The sequence below is a fragment of the Amycolatopsis roodepoortensis genome, from assembly GCF_024628825.1.
GTDB classification, from domain to species: domain Bacteria; phylum Actinomycetota; class Actinomycetes; order Mycobacteriales; family Pseudonocardiaceae; genus Amycolatopsis; species Amycolatopsis roodepoortensis.
This window is the reverse complement of sequence record NZ_CP102415.1, coordinates 556,776-579,481: the sequence shown is the minus strand read 5'-3', so window position 1 is coordinate 579,481 and position 22,706 is coordinate 556,776. Positions and strand designations below refer to the sequence as shown.

Annotated in this window: 27 protein-coding genes and 1 pseudogene; 12 read left to right on the top strand and 16 right to left on the bottom strand. The window is 69.5% G+C overall.

The genetic code is table 11. The annotated features are described in order from the left end of the window. Nucleotides 1–5: 5 nt before the first annotated feature. Together NQK81_RS02815 and NQK81_RS02810 are read right to left on the bottom strand one after the other, a co-directional pair. Nucleotides 6–1,134, bottom strand: a pseudogene (locus NQK81_RS02815) (RNA polymerase sigma factor). Continuing rightward, nucleotides 1,131–2,264 carry a glycosyltransferase gene (locus tag NQK81_RS02810; RefSeq protein ID WP_257486911.1) on the bottom strand — a complete coding sequence of 378 codons (1,134 nt, stop codon included), beginning with the start codon at nucleotides 2,262–2,264 and terminating at the stop codon, nucleotides 1,131–1,133. Before NQK81_RS02810 ends, NQK81_RS02815 begins: the two are co-directional and overlap by 4 nt. Before the next feature lie 74 nt (nucleotides 2,265–2,338). On the opposite strand from NQK81_RS02810, the gene NQK81_RS02805 reads away from it, so the two are divergent. Genes NQK81_RS02805 through NQK81_RS02785 form a run of 5 tightly spaced genes read left to right on the top strand, consistent with a single transcriptional unit; the run spans nucleotide 2,339 to nucleotide 5,829 of the window. Next, entirely contained in the window at nucleotides 2,339–3,364 is a 1,026-nt protein-coding gene (locus NQK81_RS02805; RefSeq protein WP_257486910.1) for a hypothetical protein, read from the top strand. A 12-nt stretch (nucleotides 3,365–3,376) separates the two neighbouring features. Then, complete coding sequence (locus NQK81_RS02800; RefSeq protein ID WP_126732984.1) at nucleotides 3,377–3,664, top strand: hypothetical protein; 288 nt, start codon at nucleotides 3,377–3,379, stop codon at nucleotides 3,662–3,664. Then, on the top strand, nucleotides 3,661–5,061 hold the full coding sequence (locus NQK81_RS02795; protein ID WP_257486909.1) for a WXG100 family type VII secretion target: 1,401 nt from the start codon (nucleotides 3,661–3,663) through the stop codon (nucleotides 5,059–5,061). Before NQK81_RS02800 ends, NQK81_RS02795 begins: the two co-directional genes overlap by 4 nt. Continuing rightward, the gene (locus tag NQK81_RS02790) at nucleotides 5,045–5,593 is read left to right on the top strand and encodes a hypothetical protein (RefSeq protein WP_257486908.1); all 549 of its coding nucleotides are present in this window, start codon (nucleotides 5,045–5,047) and stop codon (nucleotides 5,591–5,593) included. Before NQK81_RS02795 ends, NQK81_RS02790 begins: the two co-directional genes overlap by 17 nt. A 5-nt stretch (nucleotides 5,594–5,598) precedes the next feature. Continuing rightward, on the top strand, nucleotides 5,599–5,829 hold the full coding sequence (locus tag NQK81_RS02785; RefSeq protein WP_257486907.1) for a hypothetical protein: 231 nt from the start codon (nucleotides 5,599–5,601) through the stop codon (nucleotides 5,827–5,829). A gap of 148 nt (nucleotides 5,830–5,977) precedes the next feature. On the opposite strand, the gene NQK81_RS02780 is transcribed toward NQK81_RS02785, so the two are convergent. Next, nucleotides 5,978–6,772 (bottom strand): TetR/AcrR family transcriptional regulator, encoded by a 795-nt coding sequence (locus tag NQK81_RS02780; RefSeq protein ID WP_257486906.1) that lies wholly within the window; start codon nucleotides 6,770–6,772, stop codon nucleotides 5,978–5,980. A 68-nt stretch (nucleotides 6,773–6,840) separates the two neighbouring features. On the opposite strand from NQK81_RS02780, the gene NQK81_RS02775 reads away from it, so the two are divergent. Beyond that, nucleotides 6,841–9,558 carry an SCO1167/SCO6262 family helicase gene (locus NQK81_RS02775; protein ID WP_257486905.1) on the top strand — a complete coding sequence of 906 codons (2,718 nt, stop codon included), beginning with the start codon at nucleotides 6,841–6,843 and terminating at the stop codon, nucleotides 9,556–9,558. Beyond that, a complete protein-coding gene (locus NQK81_RS02770; RefSeq protein ID WP_257486904.1) occupies nucleotides 9,555–10,715 on the top strand; it encodes an SWIM zinc finger family protein in 1,161 nt (386 codons plus the stop codon). Before NQK81_RS02775 ends, NQK81_RS02770 begins: the two co-directional genes overlap by 4 nt. On the opposite strand, the gene NQK81_RS02765 is transcribed toward NQK81_RS02770, so the two are convergent. The 6 genes from NQK81_RS02765 to NQK81_RS02740 all read right to left on the bottom strand — a co-directional run bounded on the left by NQK81_RS02765 (nucleotide 10,652) and on the right by NQK81_RS02740 (nucleotide 15,286). Beyond that, nucleotides 10,652–11,299, bottom strand: coding sequence for a DUF4865 family protein (locus NQK81_RS02765; RefSeq protein WP_257486903.1), 648 nt, complete (start codon nucleotides 11,297–11,299; stop codon nucleotides 10,652–10,654). The genes NQK81_RS02770 and NQK81_RS02765 overlap by 64 nt on opposite strands. Before the next feature lie 29 nt (nucleotides 11,300–11,328). After that, complete coding sequence (locus NQK81_RS02760; protein WP_257486902.1) at nucleotides 11,329–11,760, bottom strand: hypothetical protein; 432 nt, start codon at nucleotides 11,758–11,760, stop codon at nucleotides 11,329–11,331. A gap of 272 nt (nucleotides 11,761–12,032) precedes the next feature. Next, nucleotides 12,033–13,652, bottom strand: a complete 1,620-nt coding sequence (locus NQK81_RS02755) for an acyl-CoA dehydrogenase family protein (protein WP_257486901.1) — start codon at nucleotides 13,650–13,652, stop codon at nucleotides 12,033–12,035. Next, nucleotides 13,636–14,241 (bottom strand): TetR/AcrR family transcriptional regulator, encoded by a 606-nt coding sequence (locus NQK81_RS02750; protein WP_257486900.1) that lies wholly within the window; start codon nucleotides 14,239–14,241, stop codon nucleotides 13,636–13,638. Before NQK81_RS02750 ends, NQK81_RS02755 begins: the two co-directional genes overlap by 17 nt. 32 nt (nucleotides 14,242–14,273) lie before the next feature. Next, on the bottom strand, nucleotides 14,274–14,732 hold the full coding sequence (locus NQK81_RS02745) for a peroxiredoxin family protein (RefSeq protein ID WP_257486899.1): 459 nt from the start codon (nucleotides 14,730–14,732) through the stop codon (nucleotides 14,274–14,276). 20 nt (nucleotides 14,733–14,752) lie between these two features. Next, nucleotides 14,753–15,286, bottom strand: a complete 534-nt coding sequence (locus NQK81_RS02740) for an RNA polymerase sigma factor (protein ID WP_257486898.1) — start codon at nucleotides 15,284–15,286, stop codon at nucleotides 14,753–14,755. Between the two features lie 144 nt (nucleotides 15,287–15,430). On the opposite strand from NQK81_RS02740, the gene NQK81_RS02735 reads away from it, so the two are divergent. The 4 genes from NQK81_RS02735 to NQK81_RS02720 are packed head-to-tail and all read left to right on the top strand — an operon-like array spanning nucleotide 15,431 to nucleotide 18,123. Beyond that, complete coding sequence (locus NQK81_RS02735) at nucleotides 15,431–15,946, top strand: DinB family protein (RefSeq protein ID WP_257486897.1); 516 nt, start codon at nucleotides 15,431–15,433, stop codon at nucleotides 15,944–15,946. A gap of 2 nt (nucleotides 15,947–15,948) precedes the next feature. Beyond that, the gene (locus tag NQK81_RS02730) at nucleotides 15,949–16,716 is read left to right on the top strand and encodes an NAD(P)-binding domain-containing protein (protein ID WP_257486896.1); all 768 of its coding nucleotides are present in this window, start codon (nucleotides 15,949–15,951) and stop codon (nucleotides 16,714–16,716) included. Next, nucleotides 16,713–17,471: a putative protein N(5)-glutamine methyltransferase gene (locus NQK81_RS02725; protein ID WP_257486895.1), complete on the top strand. Its 759-nt coding sequence runs from the start codon at nucleotides 16,713–16,715 to the stop codon at nucleotides 17,469–17,471. Before NQK81_RS02730 ends, NQK81_RS02725 begins: the two co-directional genes overlap by 4 nt. Nucleotides 17,472–17,481: 10 nt before the next feature. Further along, nucleotides 17,482–18,123 (top strand): class I SAM-dependent DNA methyltransferase, encoded by a 642-nt coding sequence (locus NQK81_RS02720; RefSeq protein ID WP_257486894.1) that lies wholly within the window; start codon nucleotides 17,482–17,484, stop codon nucleotides 18,121–18,123. Nucleotide 18,124: 1 nt separating this feature from the next. Here NQK81_RS02720 and NQK81_RS02715 read toward each other — a convergent pair whose 3' ends face one another. Both NQK81_RS02715 and NQK81_RS02710 read right to left on the bottom strand, forming a co-directional pair. Further along, complete coding sequence (locus NQK81_RS02715; protein WP_257486893.1) at nucleotides 18,125–18,946, bottom strand: class I SAM-dependent methyltransferase; 822 nt, start codon at nucleotides 18,944–18,946, stop codon at nucleotides 18,125–18,127. 50 nt (nucleotides 18,947–18,996) lie between these two features. Then, nucleotides 18,997–19,836 (bottom strand): SDR family oxidoreductase, encoded by an 840-nt coding sequence (locus tag NQK81_RS02710; protein WP_257486892.1) that lies wholly within the window; start codon nucleotides 19,834–19,836, stop codon nucleotides 18,997–18,999. Nucleotides 19,837–19,928: 92 nt separating this feature from the next. On the opposite strand from NQK81_RS02710, the gene NQK81_RS02705 reads away from it, so the two are divergent. Then, nucleotides 19,929–20,300, top strand: coding sequence for a winged helix-turn-helix transcriptional regulator (locus tag NQK81_RS02705; RefSeq protein ID WP_257486891.1), 372 nt, complete (start codon nucleotides 19,929–19,931; stop codon nucleotides 20,298–20,300). Here the strand turns inward: NQK81_RS02705 and NQK81_RS02700 are convergent. From NQK81_RS02700 to NQK81_RS02680, 5 genes are all read right to left on the bottom strand, one after another. Next, nucleotides 20,266–20,706 carry a VOC family protein gene (locus tag NQK81_RS02700; protein ID WP_257486890.1) on the bottom strand — a complete coding sequence of 147 codons (441 nt, stop codon included), beginning with the start codon at nucleotides 20,704–20,706 and terminating at the stop codon, nucleotides 20,266–20,268. The two genes, NQK81_RS02705 and NQK81_RS02700, sit on opposite strands and share 35 nt — an antisense overlap. A gap of 86 nt (nucleotides 20,707–20,792) precedes the next feature. Further along, nucleotides 20,793–21,308 carry a DUF4303 domain-containing protein gene (locus NQK81_RS02695; protein ID WP_257486889.1) on the bottom strand — a complete coding sequence of 172 codons (516 nt, stop codon included), beginning with the start codon at nucleotides 21,306–21,308 and terminating at the stop codon, nucleotides 20,793–20,795. A gap of 36 nt (nucleotides 21,309–21,344) precedes the next feature. Continuing rightward, entirely contained in the window at nucleotides 21,345–21,806 is a 462-nt protein-coding gene (locus NQK81_RS02690; protein ID WP_257486888.1) for a pyridoxamine 5'-phosphate oxidase family protein, read from the bottom strand. Continuing rightward, complete coding sequence (locus NQK81_RS02685) at nucleotides 21,806–22,288, bottom strand: SRPBCC family protein (protein ID WP_257486887.1); 483 nt, start codon at nucleotides 22,286–22,288, stop codon at nucleotides 21,806–21,808. Before NQK81_RS02685 ends, NQK81_RS02690 begins: the two co-directional genes overlap by 1 nt. After that, nucleotides 22,285–22,611: an ArsR/SmtB family transcription factor gene (locus NQK81_RS02680; RefSeq protein ID WP_257486886.1), complete on the bottom strand. Its 327-nt coding sequence runs from the start codon at nucleotides 22,609–22,611 to the stop codon at nucleotides 22,285–22,287. The genes NQK81_RS02685 and NQK81_RS02680 overlap by 4 nt, the downstream gene beginning before the upstream one ends. Between the last annotated feature and the right edge of the window lie 95 nt (nucleotides 22,612–22,706).

The window sequence follows — 22,706 nt, the reverse complement described above, 5'->3', positions numbered from 1 at the left end:
CGGTGTCAGGAGATTTCGGCGAGTTTTCGCGACAGGTAGGCGCGCTCGACGTCGGTACCGGCGAGCGCCAGCGCCTCGCGGTAGGCGCCGGCGGCCTCCTCGATTCGGCCGAGGCGCCGCAGCAGGTCCGCACGGGTCGCGGGAAGCAGGTGGTAGCCCGGAAGACTGCCGGCGAGCTTGTCGACAGAGGGCGGCGATCTGCGCCCAGTCGGTCTCGGCCGCGTGGGCCGCGGTCGTGTGGCAGGCGGCGATGGCGGCCTGGACCTGGTACTGCCCGGCGACGCCGTGGCGGAGCGCGGACTCCAGCAGTTCGGTGCCCTCGGCGATCTCGGCGGTGTTCCAGCGGCCGCGGTCTTGGTCTTCGAGCGATACGAGGGTGCCTTCATCGTCGACGCGTGTGGAACGGCGGGCGTCGTGCAGGAGAAGCAAGGCCAGCAGTCCGAGGACCTCCGGTTCACCGGGCATCAGGTCCGCGAGGATCCGGGCGAGCCGGATGGCTTCCGCGGACAGGTCGGGCCGGAGCAGATCGGTTCCGGCGCTGGCCGAGTAGCCCTCGTTGAACAGCAGGTACAGCATGCCCAGTACCGCGGCCGTACGTTCGGGCAGCAGCTCCGCCGGTGGTACCCGGTACGGGATGCCCGCGGTGCGGATCTTCCGTTTCACCCGGACCAGCCGCTGAGACATCGTCGCCTCGGAGACGAGGAACGCGCGGGCGATCTCGGCGGTCGTGAGCCCGGCCAAGGTCCGCAGCGCGAGGGCGATCTGGCCTTCCAGCGACAGGGCGGGGTGGCAGCAGGTGAAGATCAGCCGGAGCCTGTCGTCGTGGACGCCGCTCTCGTCCCACTGCGGCTCGGCGGGAACGTCCAGTTGGGCCGCTTCCCGCAGTTTCGCCGCGCCGACCGCCTCACGCCGGATCCGGTCGGTGGCCCGGTTACGCGCCGCCGTGGTCAGCCACGCGCCGGGTTTCGCCGGGACGCCGTCGCGGGGCCAGGTGCGCAACGCGAGCGCGAACGCCTCCTGGAGGCATTCCTCGGCCAGATCCCAGTCGCCGGTGACCCGGATCAGGGTGGCGATCACCTGTCCCGACTCCTCCCGGTACGCCCGGGTGATCGCGGCGTCGAGTTCGGTGGTCACCGCAGCAGTCCTTCCAGGAGCGGGACGATCTTCTCCGGCGGCGGGTACGCGGTGACCTCGTCGCGCAACCGCGCGGCCGCCTCCCGGTAGGACGGTTCCCTCAGCACCGTGGTCACGGCGTCGCGGATGTCTTCCGGCGTGGCTTCGAGGACGTCGAGGACGGTGCCGAGCCCGAGTTCGGTGACCCGGTCGCCGTTGTGGGGCTGGTCGGCGCCCATCGGCAGCAGCACCATCGGCAGCCCGTGGGCGATCGCACCCAGCAGGCTGCCCGAACCGCCGTGGGTGAGGGCCGCGTCGCAATACGGGAGGACGTCGTCCTGCGGCAGGTACCTCGTGAGGTGGACGTGCTCCGGTTGAGGGCCGAACTCGGCGGGATCGATGAGGTTTCCGACGGTCACCACGCAGGTCGCGTCGACCTCCCGCAGGCCGGCCAGCGCCCGGGCGAACAGGTCGCCGGATTCGGTGTTGAAGATCGTGCCAAGGGTGAAATAGACCGTCTTGCGTCCCTCGACGTACCAGTCCGGCACCGGCCCACGACCGGGAACGGGATCGTGGAACGGCTGTGCGGTCGGCGGCAGCGGGAACCGTGAATCGCGGAAGCTCGCCGGGAACGGTGAGAGCACGAGATGCCGGTAGGCCATGTCGAGGTTCCGCTGCGGGGGAAGCCCGTGGGCCGCGCGGACCTCGTTGAGCGCGTCGTCGACCAATCCTGGACGGATGAGGACGCCCGCCGCGGTGACCAGGACGGTCGCGTGAGGGAGACCGAGCCGTTCGGCCGCGATCATCGCGCCGTGATCGGCTTCGTCGCAGACCAGCAGATCCGGTGTCCAGTCCTCGCAGAGCGCCAAGACGTCCTTCGCCCGCAGAGGTGCGGTGCGACGAATGAACCCGTCACGGAGGTCGGCGTCTTCGCGGTCCCTGTCGACGGGCAGCAACGGCCGACGACGGCCGTCACTGCCGAGATTCGGCCCCGACGGGAACGCGGCGAAACCCGTCGCTTCGACGATCGGGACCATGAACGGCTCACCGGTGAACGCGATCGTGTGGCCCGCGTCGGCGAGCGCGTGGGCGAGGGGGAGCAGCGGCCGGAAGTGACCGTTGCCGCCGGCGAAGGCGAACAGGACACGCATGCGATCGACCCTATCGGCGGTCCCACCGGCGTTGCCTCGCTTTTGGCGCGGGCGGGCAGCGCTACCCTGCTGCGGTGATCGATACGGACGCCGACGAGGTCCGGCTGTGCGCGCTGGAAGGCTGCGAGAATCCCTTGCCCCCGCCCGCGGTGGACGCCGACGGGAAACGCAAGGGCGGCAGGCCTTCGGCCTACTGCAGCAAGACCCACGCCGACGCCGCGTCGCGCGCCCGGCGGGCGGCCGCCGTGGCGAGCGTGGCCGATCCGCTGCTGGAGGTCCGGCGGATCGCCGACGAGTTCACCCCGGCCGCGGCGTCGCTGGTGGAATTGCTGGACGCCATGCGTTCCCGATTCGACAACGCCGCCGAAGCCGCGCTGGGACGGGTCACCGAAGCCGAAACCGACGCGGCCGCGGCGCGGCGTGAAGCCGAGGACGCGCAGCAGGCCGCGGCGAAGGCCGACACCGCCCGTGCGACGGCGTTGGCCGCGTCCCGCGACGACAAGATGGCCAAGGCCAAAGCGGAACGCACCGCCGAGCAGGCCTTGAAGGACGCGGAGGAGACCCGCCAGCGTTCGTGGGCCGAAGTCGCCGCGCACGAACGGGCCAGGGGCGCCGCGGAAGCAGCGACCGTGGCGGCCGAACGCGCCCGCGACGCATTGGTCTCCGACCTCCGGACACTGCGCGAGGACTTCGCCGCCGTCCGGGAGGAGAAGACCCGGCTGGCGGCGGAGCTGGGCGAGCGCGACACGGCACTCGCCCGTGCGGTCGCCGAGCTCGAAGCACTGCTGGACCGGCTCGACGAAGCGAAGGCCAGGGCGACGGTGTCCGAAAAGGACTGTGCCGCCGCGCGGGAGGAATCGGCCGGGCTCCGGGGCGAGCTCGACCGCGTCCGCGCGTCGCTTGCGGAAGAACACACGGCCAGGAGCCTCGCCGAAGCCCGGGCGACGGCGCTGGCCGAAGAACTGGAGCGCGCGCAGGCCCGTGCCGTCGCGGATCAGGCGCGGTACGACGACGTAGTCCGGCAGCTGGCCGAGCTCGCCCGCCCTCCGGTCATCGAAGAATCGCCCAAATCGCCTGTGGAGGCCCCCGAGCTCAAGTAGAGTCCAGCGGCTGTGAGCGGGTACGAGGTCGAGATCGGTCAGCTGCGGAACGCGGCCAAGGCGGCGGGGTCCGCCGCGGACCAGGCCAGGGCCGTGGAACCGGGCAATGGCCTGGACGCGATAGCGACGGCGCTGCCCGGCGGTGAGGCCGCGAAGAACGCGCCCACTCTGGCGTCGACGTTCACCGAGCGCGCGAAGGGGTGGGCCGGCGAGATCGACGGCTGGAGCGACTCGATCACGAAGGCCGCGAACACCTACTCCGAAAACGAGAACTCCGCGAAGGAGGCTTTCGGAGGATGACGATCGGCTACGACGACGTCCGCAAATGGGACGCCGAGGCGCTCGACACGGCGGCAACCAACCTGGCTGGGCGGCGGGACAAACTCATCGGGTTGCAGGACGAACTCGACGACGCCCGGAAACTGCCCGACTGGCACGGCCCGGCCGGTGAGAACGCGCGCAGTTCGCTAGGTGACACGCGGAACAAGGCCGAGGTGCTGGTCGCGGAACTGTCCGCCGTCGAAACCGCCCTGCAGAACGCGTCGGACGAGGTGACCGCCCTCAAGAGCAGGGTCGCCAACAACGACTCCCTCGCCCACACCTACCAGTTCCGCATCGCCGCCGACGGGGCGCTCGTGGACGACAAGCCTGCCGACCCGCCCCCGAAATCGCGGTTCGAGGCCGAAGAGTACGCCGAGTCCCGGCGGCACCGCGAAACCATCAAGAAGCAGCTGGAGCAGGAGACCAAGGCGATCCTCACGGCGGCGAACAACATCGACGTCGCCCTCGCCCGCGTGATGCAACTCGCGCAGGACGGCAAGGTCAGCGACGACGGCGCGACCACCCTCGCGGGAGCGAAGAAGAGCGGGGAGATCGACGCCAAGGTGATCGAGATGGAGCAGTCCCTGCGCGAGGCGGGACTGCTTACCGGGCCACCCGCGTCCGGGCACTACCGGCGGTGGCTCGAGAACGCCGTACGCCGGGGCGTATCGATCGACACCATCAAGAAGATCGCCGACGAACACGACATCACGCCCGAGGATTTCAAGGTCCTCGACGGTATGGAAGAGATCCGCGAGGACGAAGACGGCGACGGGACCTTCAAGTCGTACTTCCTGATGCCGACCGGCATCAGCGGGGACGACGCCGCCAAGGCCGTCCGGATGACCTACATCCTGAACGCGGGCACCGACTACGGGACCGAAGGCGAGAAGACCGACTTCGCGCCGACGCCGTACGGATCCGAGGAGCTGCGGCGGATCAGCGAGCGGCAACGGGAGAACTCCTGGAGCTACGACGACGACGTCGGCTTCGTGCACGGCAACGGCGGGCGGCTGGTGACCACCCCCAACGGCATGATGATGGGTCTCGGCGGGAACCTCATCCAGGACCAGTTCAGCCAGCAGGGCGGAACCGCCTGGGGCGACACGTTCATGCTGAACATCGACGACGCGAAGGATCCGGCGCAGCAACTGCGGGAGGTCGTGAAGTCGGGTCACGCCTGGTACGAGGACGACAACGGCGCGTCCCAGGGTTCGCTCGACCTGGACCGGCTGCTGCACCACGAGGAGCGCCACTCCCAGCAATGGGCGCGCGAAGGTTATGCCGGCTTCCTCGCCTCCTACGCGTGGGAGCAGGTCACCGGCGGCAACGAAACCGAGGAAGACGCGGGACTCACCGATGGCGGATACCACTAGGGCGTCGCGCGTCGCCTGCGCCGCCGCGCTCGTGCTGGCGGTGACCGCGGCGTGCGACACCAAGGCACAGTTCGCGCCGTCGCTGCCACCGGAGGCCGGGTTCCGCGTGGACGACGGCGTCCTGAAACTGTGGACCGGCACTCCGTGCGAGGGCGTCACCGGCCTGAGGCTGACGTTCGACTCCGGCACCCAGGCGAGCACCGAGCAGGTCTGGTCGGCGCCCCAGCCGGGGGTGCGGGTCGAGCGCCTGGACCTGCTCGGGGTGTCCTTTCCGGACACCGAGAGCCCGCTCCAGGTGCGGACACTGCTGCCCGCGGGGTACGACTGGACCAAGGCGGGTTCGATCAGTGTCGCCGTCGACGGCCCTAAAGCGAACGGCGCCAAGGCCGACGTCGCCCAGGTGCTGCGGGAATCGGCCCAGCATCCGGCCGGGACCTACCTGTTCGGCCGGAGCGGCTGGCTCGACGCGGCGGGTGTCGAGCGGGAGAACCGGAAGTCGTTCCTGACCGTCTGCACTCCCGACCCGAAGTGACCGATATGGACAGCACATCGCGGACGGTGTTACGACGCGTCGTGCTCGGCGCGTTCGTCTGCGTCGCCGCGGTGATCGTGCTGCTCGTCGCCCGCGTGGTGCTCAGCGCGACCGGCTTGTCCTTCGATCCGCACGGCTACGGGATGTTCGGGGGAATCCTGTTCACGGCGGTCCTGACGCCGGTCGCGCTGGCGCTGTGGCTGGTCTACCGCGTGCTGCGACGACGCGGCAAGTGACCTATGCGGCTTACGGCTGCGGGTCCGTGAATGCCCCCTTCCCTCGGCTCAGCCGAGGAAACTCGACCTTCACACCTTCCCGAGTACATGAAGGCCCCCTTCCTTGCGCCAGGCGCAAGGAAGGGGGCCTTCATGTACTGCCACGCGCTCAGGACGGCAATTCGACCCCCGAGGCACCGGAGTCGCCGTTCACCAGCTGCTCGACCCCGTCCAGGATCCGCGCCAGCCCGAACCGGAAGGTGTGCAGCGGCGCGCTCGCCGCACCGTGCGTCTCCCCGGCCGCCTGCCCGATCCGCGCCGCGAGCGGGAACAGCCCGGCGTCGGCCTCGGGGATCTCCGCGAGCACCGGCGCGCTGGCCGTCCACCACTCCAGGTCCGTCATCCCGGATCGCCGCACGAGACTCGCCGATTCGACCGAACCGCGTGCGATGCCCTGGACGAACCCGTTGACCATCGCCACGACGGCGTCCATCTCCAGGTCGGTGAGGCCGATCGCGTCGACGGCCTTCAGCTCGCGTTCGTGTTTGGCGAAGGTGTGCGGGCCGAGGGGGAGACGGCCGGTGGTGAGCTGGAGCATCCACGGATGCCGGTGGTACATCTCCCACGCGTCCTCGGCGAGGATCGTCATCGTGACCCGCCAGTCGTGACTCTCCGGCGGATCGGTCAATTCGCCGTGGACCCGGTCGATCATCAGGTCGAGCAGTTCGGCGCGGCCGGGGATGTAGGTGTAGATCGTCATGGGGGAGACGCCGAGCTTCTCCGCGCCCCGGCGCACCGACAGCGCGGTGATGCCCTCGGTGTCGGCGAGCTCGATCGAGGCGGTGACGATCTCCTCGACGGTGAGCTTCGGCTTGGGGCCGCGACGAGGCTTCTCGCGTACGCCCCAGAGCAGTTCGATGGTCCGCCGTGGATCGCCCGTGCCGGTGTGGTCCGCGTCCGTCATCACGTTCTCTCTACGGTGTACAGAGTTGTGTTATCCTGAACTGTACACCGTACAGAGATTGGGGTTGAGTGGCGTCTCACGACGGTTTCGGCAGTGTCGTTTTCGAACCGAATAATCCCCCTCGGACCAGCGGATTCGTCTTCTGGAACGCGGACGGGAACACGCCGGGGACCGGGGAGGTGACAGTCGCCCTGCCCGAGATCGTCACGGTGCCGTGCGTACGGCTCCCGATGGCCGAGGCGCTCCCCGCGCTGCTGCGGCTCCGTGAAAGCGACGATCCCTCCGCGCGGTTCTGGGGCACCGCGGCCACGGCGGCGTTGAAGCTGGCCGAGGCGGGCAGGCTGCTGCCCGGGCTCACGGAGTCCGATGTGGACGCCTGGCGCGCGGGCCCGCTGGAACCCGCCGACGCCGCCTGGCTACGCGAGCTGTCCGAGGCGATGCCTGCCAGGGCGAGGGCGATCCCGGGCGAGGGAAACCTGCTCCCCGCGCGGTATCCGTTGCTGCGCGCGTTCCTCGACGCGGTGGCCGACACCCTTCCCCGCACGCCTGCGGCCGCGCAGGCGGCGGGCGTCAAGGCCTTCGCCGCCGCGCCCGCGCATCGTGTCCCGCAGTTGCGTGACTGGGCGGCCGAGGTCGCTGCCGGGCTGGACTCCGGGGTCCGGGTCTCGGTCCGGATCGAGGCACCGGGCGACGACTTCACGAGCGGCCGGTTCAGCGGGGTCGTCCAGGTGCACAGCCTCGCCGACCCCGGCGTCCTGATCGACGCCGCCGCGCTCTGGGCAGGCGACGACCGATTCGGCCCGCGAGCACGGATCGACGTCATGCTGGCCCTTCGCCGGGCGGCGCACCTGTGGCCTCCGCTGGAACCCCTGCTCGGCGCCGCGGTGCCTGACGAGGTCGGGCTCGGCGACGCCGACATCACCGAACTGCTCACCACCGCCGCGCCCCTGCTGGCCACGGCGGGCATCGACGTGCACTGGCCCGCCGATCTCGCGCGCGACCTGAGCGCGAAGGCCGTCGTCGGCGGCGGTGACGCGCCGCCGGCGGACCTTCCGTCGTTCTTCGCCGGTGGCACCCTGCTGCAGTTCGACTGGCAGCTCGCGCTCGGCGGCGCACCGCTCACCGCGGCCGAGATGGACGCGCTGGCCGAGGCGCACCGCCCTGTCGTGCGGTTGCGTGATCAGTGGGTCCTCGTCGACCCGGCGCTGGCGGCGAAAGCGCGAGATCGCGCGCTGAAGCCGCTCACGCCGATCGACGCGCTCGGCGCCGCCTTGAGCGGGACGGCCGAGGTCGACGGCGAACGCGTCGACGTCCTCACCGACGGCTGGCTCGCCGCGTTGCGGGAACGGCTTCTCGCCCCACCGGAACCGCAGGCGCCCCCGCGCGGACTGGCCGCGACCCTGCGCGACTACCAGATGCGCGGCCTGCAGTGGCTCACCGCCATGACCTCGATCGGGCTCGGCGGCTGTCTGGCCGACGACATGGGTCTCGGCAAGACGATCACGCTGATCTCGCTGCATCTGCATCGCGATGCCGGGCCCACGCTGGTCGTCTGCCCGGCATCGCTGCTGGGGAACTGGGAACGGGAGATCACCAAGTTCGCCCCCGGTGTCCCGGTGCGCCGGTTCCACGGCACCGAACGCTCGCTCGACGACCTCGGCGGCGGCTTCGTGCTCACGACGTACGGCACCCTGCGCGTCGACCCGGAACCGCTGCGCGCCGTCCACTGGGGACTGCTGGTCGCCGACGAGGCGCAGCACGTCAAGAACCACCGCTCCGGCACGGCGAAGGCGTTGCGGACGCTGACGTCGTCGGCGCGGGTGGCGCTGACGGGAACCCCGGTGGAGAACAACCTCGCCGAGCTGTGGGCGATCCTGGACTGGACGACACCGGGACTGCTCGGGACCATGGCCGACTTCCGCCGGGTGTGGGCGAAACCGGTCGAGTCCGGTAAAGATCCGGAGGCCGCGGAGAGCCTGTCCCGGCTGGTCCGCCCGTTCCTGTTGCGGCGCCGCAAATCCGATCCGGGGATCGCGCCGGAGCTGCCACCCAAGACCGAGACCGACCGGCCGGTGACGCTCACCGCCGAGCAGGCGGCCTTGTACGAGGCGACGGTGCGCGAGCTGATGGCCGAGATCGCCGGCAGCGAGGGCATCGCGCGCCGCGGCCGGATCGTCAAGCTGCTCACCGGGCTCAAACAGATCTGCAACCATCCCGCTCAATACCTCAAGGAGCCGTCGGAAGCGGTACTGGACGGGCGGTCGGGCAAACTCGAACTGCTCGACGAACTCCTGGGCACGATCCTCGCCGAGGACGGGTCGGTGCTGGTGTTCACCCAGTACGTCGCCATGGCGCGGCTGCTGGAACGCCATCTCGCGCAGCGCGGCATCGGCACGCAGTTGTTGCACGGCGGCACCCCGGTACCCAAACGCGAGGAGCTCGTGCGCCGGTTCCAGGCCGGTGAGGTGCCGGTGTTCCTGTTGTCGCTCAAGGCGGCGGGGACCGGGCTCAACCTGACCCGTGCCGATCACGTCGTGCACTACGACCGCTGGTGGAATCCCGCGGTGGAGGACCAGGCGACCGACCGCGCGTACCGGATCGGGCAGACCAGGCCGGTGCAGGTGCACCGGCTCATCGCCGAGGGCACGGTCGAGGACCGGATCGCGGCGATGCTGCGGGAGAAACGCGCGCTCGCCGACGCGGTGCTCGCCGGTGGCGAGGCCGCGCTGACCGAACTGACCGACGCCGAGCTGGCCGATCTGGTCGAGTTGAGGAGCCGCCGATGAGCACGCCAGACGACCGCGTCCGCGGTTTCCCCGCCTTCGGAGCTCAAGGCGGGCGTGGGCAGTTCGCCCGCTCGTGGTGGGGGCGCGCGTGGATCAGCGCGATGGAGGACACCGCGCTGGATCTGCGTCAGCTCAAACAGGGCCGCAAGTACGCCGCGGCGGGCCGGGTCGGTCCGATCACGGTCAGCCCGGGGCGGATCGCCGCCGTGGTCGACGACCAGGAGGGCCAGTACCGCACCGAGGTCCGGCTCGCGGAGCTGACCGCCGACGAGTGGGACCGGTTCCTCGACCGGGTCGCCTCGCGTGCCGGGCATCTCGCCGCGTTGCTGGACCGGGACATGCCGCACGACCTCGTCGAGGCCGCCGACGACGCCGGAGTGCACCTGCTGCCCGGGATCGGTGACCTCGACCCGGACTGCGACTGCCCCGGCTGGGAGCTGCCGTGCCGTCACGCCGCGGCGCTGTCGTTCCAGGCCTCGTGGCTGCTCGACGCGGACCCCTTCGTGCTGCTGCTGATGCGCGGCAAGGGGGAGGGGGAACTACTCGACGAATTGCAGCGGCGCAACGCCCCGCGGTTCGTGCGCACGGGGGACGACGGCATCGACGCCGAGCGCGCGTACGCCGACGAGCCGGGTCCGTTGCCGGATCTCGACGGGTTCGCGCCCACCGGAGGCCCGACCGTGCCGGGCGCGCCCGATATCCCGGCCGAGACCTTCGCCCTGCTGATCGCCAACGCGAGCCAGATGGCCGGCGCGCTGCTCGTGTCGCAGCCGAAGCTCACCCGTAAGCAGGACGCCGTCCGTCTGGCCGCCACCCGTCCGGAGGTCGCCGACAGGCTGCGCCCGGCCGAGAGGGGTGAGGACTTCGACCGCGCGGTGCTCGCCTGGCGGCACGGTGGCCGCACTGGTCTCGACGTCCTGGAGACCACGTGGACCCCGCCACCGCAGGCGATGGGCCGGGCACGGGCCGCCTTCGCCGAGGTCGTGGACGACCCCGCCGAGGGGCTGGACGTCGAACGGAACCACTGCACCGTCCACGGAACCGGCGTGCAGGTGCGGCTGGGCAAGGACGGGCTCTGGTACCCGTACCGGGATCAGTGGCCCGCCGGTCCGCCCGAAGCCGATCCCGGTGCGTTGTTCGCCGCGTTGCTCGGCTGATCCCACTGCCGTCCTCGCCGCAGCTGATCCAGGTGCGGCGAGGACAGGTGGAGGATCCGATACCGGACTTCGTCCGTTTCAGGCGCCTCACCGGTCCACAGGGTGTAGCGGACGACCTGCCACGTCCGCGGATCGACGGCCAGCGCGCCCGAATGCGCGCCGTCCCGCCGCAGGTGCTCGCGCAGCCCGTCGAGAGCCTCGCCGAGGAAGGCGACCGGGTCGGTCTCGTCGGGGATCCGCACGACATGCTTTCCCGCCGTGACCGGGGCCGAGCCGAACGCGGGTCCCTCCTCGAACCCGAGCACGGTCCAGTGCTGCACGGCGGGACGCCCGAAGGATTCGACGATGCCGCTGAACGGGCCGCCGAACAGGAAGGCGTTCATCCCGGCCTCGTCGTGCCACAGGTAGAAGGGCGAGTACTGGTTCAGCGTCGAGCCGTCGACGCCGCGCTCGCGGATCCCGTAGACCTTCAGCCCCAGGCCGCCGAAGTCGTCGAGCAGATGCCCGCGCGTGGCGACGCGCTCGCGGATGATGCCCATGTCGTAATCGGCGGGGAGAGTGATCTCGTACTGCATCGCATGCATGCCGTACATACTAGTAGGTACAGAAACCGTTACTTCCGGTTGAGCCGGATGATCCCTTCGCTGCCCCGTACCGCGACGACGACGATCACCTGCCGGTTGATCTGGTGGACCGCTCCCGCCGGACCGGACATCGCCCCGCCCATCCCACCGGAGGCCGGGGCGAGGCCCACCTTCCCCGCCTGGACCGTGACCGAGAGCGGACCGGCACCGCCGTCGTTGGGAACCTGGTCGCCGGTCCGCACCAGCACCTCGCACTCACCGTCGGCGCAGGCCCTCAGGTCCCGTCCGTCCGCCGCCACGAACGGCGCGCCCGACGGGGCCGCCGCGTCCATCATCGGCACACTCTCCGCGGAAGGCGTCGAACTCGCCGCGGCGAAGATCGGCGTCGGCTCGGCCGCCGCGCAGCCGGCGGCGAACAGCGCCAAGGGGACCAGGGCCAGGCATCTTCGGCGATCGACCATGACCGAGGAACGTAGCCGACACACGCGCTCCTGGATGCACCCGAATTCCGCAATCCTGCGGCCGTTCGCAGTGCCCGGTGGCGGTCCGGCCGGGGGAACCGGCCGGACCGCCGCAGCACGTGGTCAGGCGGGCACCGAGAGTCCGAAAAGCGCGAAAGCGACGGTGAAACCGCCGACCTCGGCAAGGACTCACAGGCCTCACCGCGCCTCGGAGTTCAGGGCGCGGTCACCAGCCCTGAGCCGTCGTCGTGGAGGCCGGCACTCCGAGTAGCTCAGACCTCCGCGCGGGCAATGATCGCCCGCGCGTCCACTCCGGACGGAAGTGTCCCGAACGCGACACCCCAGTCGCCGCCGAGCCGCGACGCGCAGAACGCGTCGGCCACCGCCGGAGTCCCGTGCCGCACCAGCAGCGAACCCTGGAGCACGAGCGCCATCGACTCGACCAGCCGCCGTGCCCGGTACTCGATGTCCGACAGATCCGACAGCTCCTTGCGCAGCCTGCCCACCGCGTCGTCCAGCCGCGTGTCGGCGCCGGCCGCCTGCTCGACCTCCGTGAAATACGCCGCCACCGACTCCGGCTGCTTCGCCATCGCCCGCAACGCGTCGAGCGCCGCGACGTTGCCCGAACCCTCCCAGATCGACATCAGCGGAGCTTCACGGTAGAGCCGCGGCATCCCCGACTCCTCGACGTACCCGTTCCCGCCCAGACATTCCAGCGCCTCCACCGCGTGCGATGGGCCGCGTTTGCACACCCAGTACTTCGTCACCGCCAGCCCCAGCCGCCGGAACGCCTGTTCCTGCTCGTCGTCCGGCCGGTCGGTCGCCGACGCGAGCCGCATCCCGACCGTCGTCGCCGCCTCGGACTCCACGACGAGGTCCGCCAGCACGTTGCCCATCAGCGGCTGATCCACCAGATTCGCCCCGAACGCCCGACGATGCCGCGCGTGGTGGATCGCCCGCACGGCGCCGTACCGCATGCCCGACGCGCTCCCGACCGCGCAGTCCAGCCGGGTGTTGTTCACCATCTCGATGATGGTGCGCACCCCTCGGCCTTCCTCGCCGATCAGCCAGCCGATCGCGTCGTCGTACTCGATCTCCGACGACGCGTTGGACCGGTTGCCCAGCTTGTCCTTCAGCCGCTGCAACCGGATCCCGTTGCGCGTGCCGTCCGGCAGGACCCGGGGGAGCAGGAAACACGACAACCCGCCCGGCGCCTGGGCCAGCGTCAGGAACATGTCCGACATCGGCGCCGAGGTGAACCACTTGTGCCCGACGATCACATAGCCGCCGTCCCCGAGCGGACGCGCCGTGGTCGTGTTCGCCCGGACATCGGAACCGCCCTGCTTCTCCGTCATCGACATCCCGGCGATGAGCCCGCGCTTCGAACTCGGCTCACGCAACCCGAAGTCGTACTCCGTCGCCGCCAGCAACGGCTCGTACCGTGCGGACAGCTCCGGATTGAACCGCAACGCCGGAACCGCCGCGTACGTCATCGAAATCGGGCACGTGTGCCCCGCGTCGACTTGGCCCCAGACGTACATCTTCGCCGCCCGTGCCGCGTGCGCGCCCGGCCGGGAATCCCGCCACGGCGCCGCGTGCAGCCCATGCGACACCGCGACGTCCATCAGCTCGTGCCAGTACGGATGGAACTCGACCTCGTCGATCCGGTTCCCGACCCGGTCGTGCGTCCGCAGCACCGGCTCGTTCTCGTTGACCAGCCTTCCCCACTCCTGGGCCTGCTCGCTTCCGGCCAGCCTGCCGAGGGCGTGCACCTCGGCCACCGCCCAGCCCGCGTCCGCCCGTTCCAGCCCCTCCAGCAAAGCCGGATCGGCGGCGACGTCGTACTCCGCCAGCGGCGGGACCTGATTGGTGACCTCATGAGTGCTCGGCATCGGAACCTCCCAAGGAACGCAGGACGAAAGTGCGCAGCCCGGACACCTCGTCCGCACTGCCGGTGGTCAACGGGCCGATCAGCACCTCGGCGGCAGCCCCGACGAGCGCCGCCGCGGTGACGTCCGCGTCCTGGGCGGGCAGCACCCCGGAGCGGACGCCGTCGGCCACGTGCTGGGCCACGACGTCACGAAAGGCACGCCTGAACACCAGCCGCTCGGCCTCGATGGGCGCGTCGACGGGCTCGGCCAGCAGCGCGTACGCCATCCGCGGCGTCTTCAGTGCCCGGCTCGCGAAGGTGTCGAACACCGCCACGACCCGCTCGGCAGGCGTGCCGGGCCGCTCCGACACCTCACGCACCGCCTCGACCTCACGCGTGACGACCTTGCGGAACAACTCCACCACCAGCGCGGCCTTGGTGGGGTAGTGGCGGTACACGCTCCCCACCGCCACGCCCGCCCGCTCGGCGACCGCCGACACCGAGCAGCCCGCGTACCCGCGCTCGGCCAATTGCTCGATGGCGGCGGCGAGGACGGCGTCGCGCTGGGCGTCCAGACGCTCCTGGACCTTCGGTGTACGGCGATACGGCACCCAAGAAGTGAAGCACCGATTCACACCTTCAGTCAACGCACCCTGGCAAGCTCCTCCACCGCCTTGGCGATGCCCTTCTTGTCGTAGGCGCTCGTCGGCATGGTCGCCTCATGGGCATGCCGGACCACCCCGTCCCGGTCGATCAGCACACTGCCCGACTGCTGCAGCATCTTCTTCACCAGCCCGAACGCCTCATGCGGCGTGCCGTCCCGGCCCGAGACCACCCGGAGCGACAACCCGCGCTTCGCCCGCCACGCCTTGGCCTCCGCCCGGCCCTCGGGAACCGCCACCAGCACCCGCACACCGGCGGCCGCCAGCTCCTCGGAACGCGCCGCCAGGTCCTTCACATGGCCGGTGCACACAGGACACGTGGTCGAACGCATGAAATAGATCAGCACGCTTGCCGTACCGCGGAACTCCGAAAGCCGCACGACATGCCCAGTCGTGTCCTCCAGCGCGACGTCAGGGACCGTGGAACCGATTTCGAGCATGAAAACTCCTCAACGGAAGATCAGGAAGCGGGGTTGTCGAGAAGCGCACGGACCGTCGCCCGCGCACGGTGCAACCGGGACTTCATCGCGGCCGTGCTCAACCCGAGCGCGTCCGCGACCACCCGGCCCGGATGCCCTTGGATGTCACGCATGATCAAGACGCGACGCTGGTCCGCCGGCAACTCGGCGATCGCCGCCGCCACCCGCTGCGCCTCCAGCCGATCCAGCGCGTCTTCCTCGGCCGAAACCATCGCGACCGACTCCGCCGGAGCCCCGCCACGCAACGCCCGGCGGGCCCGCCGAAGGCATTCGTTGCGCACGATCCGGAACATCCACGACGCGAGCGCACCCGTCGCACGCAGCGTGCCGATCTTCCGGTACAGGATGATCAACGCCTCCTGCGCCGAATCCTCCGCGTCCTCCGGTGAAGCACACAGAGACCGTGCGAACCGCTGCACATGCGGATGGGAACCCGAGACCAAAGCGGCGATGGCGGACGCGTCCCCGCCCTGCGCCGCCACGATCAACGACTCCCTCGGCCACTCGGCCTCCACGACAACCTCCTCCTGCGCCGGGCTTGTCCCGGCCCCTACAAGAGCCACGACCCTCGCGAAAGGATTCAGCGCCCTCCACGTGACCCCGCTCACCCCAGCGGGCACACCACGAACCCCGCGTCACCCGATGGCATGATCGCCGCTATGACATGGACCGCCCCCGAGGTCACCCGGCCGTCCGGCGACACCGCCGCCGACGAGCGGATCCTCCTGCCCTCCCTGCTGGCCTGGCACCGCAGCACGTTCCTCCACAAACTCGCCGGCCTCACCGGAGAACAGCTCGCCACGGCGTCGGTCCCACCGTCGAACATGACCCTCCTCGGCCTCATCCGGCACCTCGCCAAGGTCGAACGCTTCTGGTTCCGCCTGCGCTACGCCGCACAGGACATCGAACCCCTCTACGACCCCGCCCTCGGCAAGGACCACGACTTCGAAGTCCTCGACGCCGCCAAAGCCGAAGAGGCGTACGACATCCTCCTCGAAGAGATCCGCCTCGCCGACGAAGCCGCCGCCGAAGGATCCCTCGACGACACCTTCGACCTCGGCGGGAACCCGTTCTCGCTGCGCATGCTGTACCTCCACATGATCGGCGAATACGCCCGCCACAACGGCCACGCCGACCTCATCCGCGAACGCGTCGACGGCCACACGGGAGCCTGACCATGGACTACGGATTCGTCGGCGCGGGCGAGATCACCGCCGCCATCGTCGAAGGCCTCAGCAAGGACATCACCGATCCGCCCTCGATCTTCCTCTCACCCCGCAGCCGCAGCGTCGGCCAAGAACTCTCGGCACGCTTCGCCAACGTCGAAGTCCGCGACAGCAACCAAGCCGTCCTCGACAGCGCCACGACGATCATCCTCGCCGTCCGCCCGCCGATCGCCGAAGAAGTCCTCCGAGGCCTCACCTTCCGGCCCGACCACATCCTGATCAGCGCCCTCGCCGGCGTCCCCCTCGACCGGCTGCGCGACTGGGCCACCCCCGCCCGCGAAGTCGTCCGGAGCATCCCGCTGCCCCCGGCCGCCCGACGCCAAAGCCTCACCGCGATGTACCCCGACAACCCCGAAGCCCGAGCCCTCTTCGACAGCATCGGTGGCAGCGTCGTCCCCGCCGCGGAGAAGGACCTCGACGTCTTCAGCGGCGCCACGGCCACCTTCGCCGCCCACCTCGACTACCTCGGCACCATCGCCGCCTGGATGACCGACCAAGGCATCGAGGACACCACGGCGACCGCCTTCACCCGGCACATCTTCGGCCAGCTCGGACACGCCCTCGTCCAGCAGAGCGGCTCCCTCGAAACCCTCACCGGCAAACACATGACCCCCGGCGGGCTCAACGAACAATTCCTCACCGACCTGCGCACCAACGGCGTCCCCGACACCGTCCGCCAGGCCCTCGACGGAATCCTCGCCAGGCTGCGAGACCAGTGATCGTCGTCGACAGGCTCCGGGCCGCCGGATGCGTCTTCGCCGAAGACGAGGCCCGCCTGATCACCGCCGAAGCACGTACACCCGGCGAACTCGACACCATGGTCCAGCGCCGCGTCGACGGCGAACCACTCGAAGTCATCCTCGGCTGGGCCGAATTCCACGGCCTCCGCATCACCGTCGAACCCGGCGTCTTCGTGCCACGGCAACGCTCCGAACTCCTCGTCCGCCACGCCGCCACCCTCGCCGGACCAGGAGCGGTCGTCCTCGACCTCTGCTGCGGAACCGGCGCGCTCGGCGCGGCCGTCGCCGCCGAACTCGGCGACATCCGGCTCTACGCGGCCGACATCGAGCCCGCCGCCGTCCGCTGCGCCCGCATCAACGTCGCCGAGGCCGGGGGAGAGGTCTTCGAGGGCGACCTCTACACACCGCTTCCCGCGACGCTGAGAGGCCGCGTCGACATCCTCGTCGTCAACGCCCCATACGTCCCGACCGACGCCATCGCGATGATGCCGCCCGAAGCACGCGACCACGAACCCCGCGTCGCCCTCGACGGCGGGCACGACGGTGTCGACGTCCACCGCCGCGTCGCCGCCGAGGCCGCACAATGGCTCGCACCGGGCGGGCACCTGCTGATCGAAACCGGCGAAGGTCAAGCCGCCTGGACCGCGGAAGCCATGGCACACAACGGATTGACCCCCGAAGTGATCACCGACGACGACCTGTACGCGACGATTGTCGTCGGTGCCAGGGGATAGGGTCGCCGCCGTGACCGACTACCTCCAAACGACCCGCACCGCCTACGACACGGTCGCGGCCGACTACGCCGAACTCCTCCGCGACCACCTCGCCGGATCCACCTGGGACCGCGCCGTGCTCGGCGCCTACACCGAACTCGTCCAGGCCGCCGACGGCGGCCGCGTCGCCGAAATCGGCTGCGGACCCGGCCGCATCACCGAACACCTCCACCGGCTGGGGCTCGACATCCACGGCGTCGACCTCTCGCCGGAAATGGTCGCCGTCGCCCGGAAGTCGTATCCGCACCTGGACTTCCAGGTCGGAGAGATGCCCGGATTGTCCATTGAGGACGGCGCCCTGGCCGGCGTCGTCGCGTGGTACTCCATCATCCACACACCACGAGAGCGGCTGCCGGAGATCTTCGCCGACTTCCACCGCGTCCTCGCCCCGGGCGGCCACCTGCTCCTGGCCTTCCAGGTCGGCGACGAAGTACGCCACATCGAGCACGCGTACGGGCACGACATCTCCTGCGACGCCTACCGCTTGTCACCCGAGAAGATCACCGAGCAGCTAGGGGAGGCGAAGTTCAGCATGCTCTCCACCCTCGTCCGCGAACCGTCGGAGGAGTTCGAAAGCACGCAACAGGCCTACCTGATCGCCCGCAAGCAGTAGCTCAAGGACGCCGGGCCTCGACGAGCCAGGCCGCCGAGCCGTAGAAAACGCCTCGGTCGGTCTGGTGCTCGGCCAGATCGGCTCGCAAGGCGGCCACGGCAGCGGCACGCGCGGCCTCGTCCAGATCGCTCAACCGGCCGCCATGCTGCTCGACGATGAAGTCGGCCGCGTCGTCCACGTCCCGGCCGAAGTACATCGGCTTGTCCACCGCGGTGCACCGGACGTCGGAGTACCCGGCCGAGACCAACAACTTCTCGGTCTCGGCCGGGTCGCTCAGCGCGAGATCCGCCGACGGCACCTCACGACCCGCCGCGAAGATCGTCCGGAACGTGGTGATCCACTCGTTGAGCCGGAACGGCTGCCACGTCAGCAGCACCAGACGCCCACCAGGCCGGGTCGCCCTGGCCAGGTTGGCGAACGCCGCCAGGGGAGTGCCGAAGAACATCGAGCCGTGCCTGCTGATCACCACATCGAACCGCGCCTCGCCGAACGGATGGATCTGCGCGTCCACCTGTTCGAAAGAGACATTGCGAACACGTTCCTCCTCGGCGAGCCGACGAGCGAGAGCGAGCATCCCCCCGGAGAGGTCGACACCGAGCGCGGAACCACCACTGGCGAACCGCGCCGCGTCCCGCGTCGTCTGACCCGCACCGCAACCGACATCGAGGACGTCGTCCGCCGGCCGGATGCCCGCCGCGTCGAAGAACGTGTCGCGATAAGCGGCGACACCGTCGTTGAAACGTTGCGCGCGCTTCGCCCACAGAGCGCCGTCATCACCGTCCCACGCCTGCAACATCCGCTCGTTGGACGGATCGACACGCATTTCGGCAACCCCCAGGTTCGTCTCCGGAGCACGACCCTAGCGCGAACCCCTCAGCGGAACGCGGCGACATTCCTCGCGGCCCAATCGGCGAACGACCGCGGCGCACGGCCGAGAACCCGGTGCACATCCGGGCTCACGCGCAGTTCCGCCGGCGTCGGCGAACTGAGAATGTCCAACGTGTCGTCCGCGAGCTCAGCCGGCATGCTCCGGGCCATACCCGCCTTCGCCTCGGCACGGGTGAGCTCCTGAAACCGCACCGGCGAACCCAGCGCAGCGGCGAGGACCGCTGTCTGCTCGCGCGGCGTGATCACCTCCGGACCGGTCAGCTCGTAGACCTCACCGAGATACCGCTCGTCCAGCAGACAAGCGGCCGCGACCTCCGCGATATCCGCCGGATCGACGATCGGCACCCCGGTGTCACCGAACGGCGCCGCGACCACCTGCCGCGAACGGACCGACTCCGCCCACCACAAGGCATTCGAGGCGAACCCACCCGGCCGCAGGATGGCCCAGTCCAAACCGGACTCCCGCACCACGTCCTCCAGCGCGCGCATCGCGATCCGCGTCGTACCGAACGGTCGCGTCGCCACACCCAGGGAAGAGAGCAGCACGACCCGGCTCACTCCGGCGGCCGCCGCCCGGCCGATGATGTCGGCCGGGTTCGCTCCGACGGCATGCAGATCGCCGGAAAGCAGCAGGAACAACGCCTTCGCGCCGTCCAGCGCCTGGTCGAGCCCGGCAGGCTCGGCCAGATCGGCCACCACATGACGCCCACCCGGCGGTGCCGCCGCGACATGCCGCGACACCGCCGTCACCTGTTCGCCCGCCTCGGCCAGCGCCTGGGTCAACGGCCTGCCGATGTTCCCGGTAGCTCCGGTCACCACGATCATGAACAGCTCCTTCGTTCGATCTCGACGTGGCGACGACGCTAGGGATAGCGGCTAACTTTTCGTAAGTACATACCCCGAGGTAAGCTCCTCCCATGGCAGGAGGCGCGCAGTTCAAACCGGCCGGCACGGAGCCGCGGTATGAGGTGTTTCACACCGACTGCGCCGCCAGCGAAGTGGTCGACCACGTCACCAGCCGATGGGGGATCTGGGTGCTGATCTCCTTGCAGCACAACGATTTCCGCTTCTACGAGCTACGCGAAAGCATCCAGGGGATCAGCGAGAAGATGCTCGCCCAGTCCCTGCGCGCCCTCGTCCAGGACGGCCTGATCTGGCGCCAGGTCGAACCCACGACGCCACCACAGGTCACCTACGGTCTGACGGAGTTCGGCCGGGACGTGAGCGAGCCACTGGTGGAACTGTTCGACCGGATCACCCGGCGCCTGGTCCCACCTGAGGCGAAGTAGCGTTGGAGATGTTGACCATCCAGGTGATCCCGAACCTGTCCACGAGCGCGCCGGCCTCGTCACCCCACACCTGCTTCTCCAAAGGCATGGTCACGGTGCCGCCGACGGACAACTCCTCGAAATGGCCACGAAGCTCGCCGTCACCGCCGAGGTAGACCGCGACGTTGTTGCCAGGGGAGTGCGGCACGTCCTCGATCTGGCCATCGACGTCACACGCCATCAACGTGTATCCGTGCGGGGTGACGAGCTCGGCGTGCATGACCTTGCCGGCGTGAGGGGAGTCCGGTGAACCGAAGTCCGCGATGGTACCGATCTCCAGCTTGCCGCCGAGCACCTGATGGTAGAACTCCATCGCCTGCCGTGCGTTCCCGTCGTACCTGAGGTACGGGTTGAGTCGAGACCCCATCTGAATTCGCTTTCCCCTTCGTATCGGTGGATCGCGAGCATTCCACCGAATACACGACATCCTGTGTCGGGTATTCGCGACAGGAATCAGCCCCAGTAGGCCAGCCAAGCATCGAGCGCCGGTCCGGGCGGGTTCAGCCGACGAGCCCGGGCCACGTTGTCCTCGTCGTCAGGAACGACCTCGACCAGAAGAAGCACGTTCGCGCGAGCCTCACCGACACCGAACAGCCCTTCCTCGGCGAGCCTGCGCAACGCGGTCTCCATCGCGCGCAGCCGAAGCTCGAACTCCGCGTCGGACGCGTCGTCGGCGAGGTCGAACACCTCCGGCCGAGCGGCGAACATCTCACGGACCGGCTTCAGGTGTTCCTCGCCCACTATCGAAAACGGGGAATCGGCGTAGGAGTAGCGGACGTCGTCGGCGTCCGGCCGCTGAGCCAGCGCCTCATGCGACCACGCCGACAGAGCCGGGCCGAACGCCTCACCGGGCGTGGTGAGCGTGACGTAATAGAACGTGTGGCCGGGGTTGTCGCGGAACAGGTCCGTGACGGCCGCACGAGCGGCCGTGGTCAACGCGTCGGCGAGTTCGGCTTCGGTAGGAACCACGACGGCATCGAACCACACCAGGCCGCGCGTCCGCGGTCAAACCAGCCACTGGCCGGAGCGCATCAGAGTCCTGCCGCGCAGCTCGGCGAACGAGCGCCATGCCTGCAACCGAGTCGGAGTGAGCTGAAGGTAGACGAATCCGGGGGTATGCCGAGGGTCAGGACCACCGCGCAGCAGTGAAGCGAACGGGTCGGCGATGGCGGGATCGATCGCGCCGGGCTCGATGATTTCCATCGAGCCGTCGATCATGACCACGTCGTAGTGACGGCCGATGGCTGCCCGTGCTCGTGCGGTCGCGGCCACGTTGGTCACCGTTCGGCTGTGCGCGAAGGTCGCGAAGGTGAGCACCTCGCCGTTGTGGTGAAACAAGAGCGGGACCAGATGTGGGCCGTCGGTATCGCCCGTGGCCAACCACGCGGTGGTCTCCGAGCGCAGCAACTCGAGCACATCGCTCTTGCGTTGTAACGGCTTTCGAGCGGGTGGCATCGTGGTCGCCATCAGCCGACCCTGGTCAGCAGCTGGGCATAGCGGGCCAGGTACAGCGGCCAGCCGGCGTCGCCTCCCACGCCGTCGCTGACAGCGTTCCAGCCCGGTCCGTGGCGATCCAGCTTGCGGTGTTCGAGTTCCACCCGCGTGCGCTGCGCGGCTTCGGCGATGAAGCGGACCTCGACCTCGCTCGTGTGCTCGTGGTCGCTTTCAATCTGCCATTGAGGGCTGATGTCCCAGCTGAAGACGACGCGGTGCGGGGGATCGTAGGTGAGTATTCGAGCCCACCGGCACTCGCTGCCGTCCACCCCGCGGTCGAAGATGTGGCCACCGACGCGGGGTTCGAACACGGTCTCGACGATCTCGACCTGAAGAAGATTGTGCTCAGGTGGCTTGAAGTCGCCGAATCGCTCGGTGAAAACGGTGAAGGCCCGTTCGATCGGGGCGTCCACGACGATTTCCTTGCGCACCACCGGGTTCGTTGCCTGCGTCATCGCTTATCTCCTTCGGGCTGTTCGACGGCGTCCTGGTAAGCGGACAGCGCGCGGCTCCAATAGGTGTCGAGCTGATCGCGCAACGCGCCCACGGCTATCGCGTCGAGCTGGTAGATGCGCTTCGTCCCGACAGGGCGATCGGTGACCAACCCTGCGACCTTGAGCGCCTTGAGGTGCTGGGAGACCGCGGGGCGGCTGATCGGTAGCTGGTCGGCGAGTTCACGGACGGACTGCGGCCGCTCGGCCAGGCACTCGATGATCGCGCGCCGGCTCGGATCCCCGAACGCACTCCATGTGGCGTCGGATATTCGGTAAGTGCCCACGAACCGTAAGCCTAGACTTACGGAGCTTCGGTGGCAACGGGCGAGCGGGCCCTAAGCCTGCGTGTCTCGTGTCAATCGGTCGGGGACGCAGCGGA